Origin of the sequence: Micromonospora sp. LOL_015 (genome assembly GCF_048060275.1) — a bacterium.
Lineage (GTDB): Bacteria > Actinomycetota > Actinomycetes > Mycobacteriales > Micromonosporaceae > Micromonospora_E.
On the sequence record NZ_JBHMIO010000117.1, the window covers coordinates 1 to 2191 of the forward strand.

General features: G+C 74.5%; 1 pseudogene. It reads left to right on the top strand.

The features are described from left to right. Positions 1 to 35: 35 nt before the first annotated feature. Positions 36 to 2191 (top strand): annotated as a pseudogene (locus ACFHWU_RS28970) (type I polyketide synthase); the annotation flags it as partial.

The window sequence follows — 2191 nt, forward strand, 5'->3', positions numbered from 1 at the left end:
CCTGGAGGCCCGTCCCCGAACCCGCCGCCCGGCTCTCCGGCACCTGGCTCATCCTGGCGCCGGGCCAGGTGACAGCACAGATCCAGCGGTGCCTCGACGCGGTGCCGGACCACCTGCCGCTGACGGTCGACGTCCACGACCGGGAGCAGGCCGCCGAAGCCCTGCGCGAGGTGGCGGGAAAGCCTTACGCCGGTGTCCTCTCGCTGCTGGCCCTCGATGCGGCCGACGCGCTCGCCGACGCCACGACGCTCGCCACCGTCATACAGGCGCTCGGTGACGCCGCCCTCTCGGCGCCCCTGTGGTGCGTCACCAGCGGCGCCTGCGGGCCCGACGAGATCACGGCACCCCGGCAGGCCATGCTCTGGGGACTCGGCCGGGTCGCCGCCGTGGAGCACCCCGACCGCTGGGGTGGCCTCATCGACGTTCCCGCCACCCTGAGCACCGACGGATGGCGCCGCTTCGCCGTTGCTCTCGGTGGCCGCGAGGACCAGGTCGCGGTCCGCGACTCCGGCACGTACGGCCGCCGCTTCGTGCCCGCCACCGGCGCCGGCCGCAGCTGGCGGCCCCGTGGAACGGTCCTGGTCACCGGGGGCACCGGCGCGCTCGGCGTACACGTCGCCCGGTGGCTCGCCGAACAGGGCGTCGATCGGTTGATCCTGACCAGCCGGCGCGGCGATCAGGCGCCCGGCGCCGCCGATCTCGTGGCGGAGCTGTCGGCGCTGGGTGCCACCACCACGATCGCCCGCGCGGACGCCGCCGACCCGGGTGCCATGCGGGATCTGCTCACCGGCGTCCCGCTGACCGCGGTGGTCCATGTCGCGGGCGTCCTCGACGACGGCCTGATCGACACGTTGACGCCCGACCGGTTGACCGCAGTAACCCGGGCCAAGGCCGACGCCGTCGAGGTGCTGCATGAGCTGACCCGTGACCGCGACCTGGACGCCTTCGTCGTCTTCTCCTCGATCGCCGGAGTGGTCGGCGCCGAAGGCCAGGGCAACTACGCCGCCGCCAACGCCGCCGTGGACGCGTTGATCGACACCTACCGGGCGGCGGGCATGCCCGCCGCGGCCGTCGCATGGGGCCCGTGGGCGGGTGACGGCATGGCGCACGGCGAGGTCGGCCGGCAGCTCGGCGAGCGCGGGCTGGTCCCGATCGAACCCGCCGTCGCCTTGGCGGTGCTCGGCCGGGCCCTCGACCGGGGCGCGCACACCGTGGCGCGGGTCGCCTGGGACCGGTTCCGGCCGGCGTTCGGCGCGACGCGGCTCTTCGACGACGTCCCCGAGGCCGCGGCCCTCGCCGGCCCTCCCACCGGCGGCGGCCTCGCCGCGCGCCTGACCAGGCTGCCGCGCGCCGAGGCGGAGCAGTTCGTCGCCGAGCTCGTCCGCACCGAGGTCGCCGCCGTGCTCGGCCACACCGACGCGGTCTCGGTGGACCTCGACCAGGCGTTCCGGGACCTCGGCTTCGACTCGCTGACCGCCGTGCAGCTGCGTAACCGGTTGAGCCGGGTGACCGGGCTGGCCCTGCCCACCACGCTGGCCTTCGACCATCCCACTCCCGCCCTGCTCGCCGCCCATCTGCGGCGCGAGCTGACGGGGGAACCCGTGGATCCCGGCGCCGACGCCGTCGTCGCGGCCGTGGCCGACGACCCGATCGTCATCGTCGGGATGGCCTGCCGCTTCCCGGGCGGCGTGCAATCGCCGGAGGACCTGTGGGACCTCGTGGCGGGCGAGGTCGACGCGATCGGCCCGTTCCCCCGCGACCGGGGGTGGGACGTCGACGGCTTGTACGACCCCGACCCGGACCACCCCGGCACGACGACCGTCCGGGAGGGTGGCTTCCTGACCGGTGCGGGCGACTTCGACGCGGCGTTCTTCGGGATCTCGCCGCGCGAGGCGACCGCCATGGATCCGCAGCAACGGCTGCTGCTGGAGACCGGATGGGAAGCGATGCAGCGCGCCGGCCTCGACCCCGCGTCGCTGCGCGGCAGCCAGGCCGGGGTGTTCGTCGGCAGCAACGGCCAGGATTACGCCACGCTGGCGCAAGCGGCAAGCGACGAGTACGCGGGATTCGGCGCAACCGGTGCCACCGCCAGCGTCATGTCCGGTCGCATCGCCTACACGTTCGGGTTCGAGGGTCCGGCCGTGACGGTGGATACCGCGTGTTCGTCGTCGTTGGTGGCGTTGCATCTTGC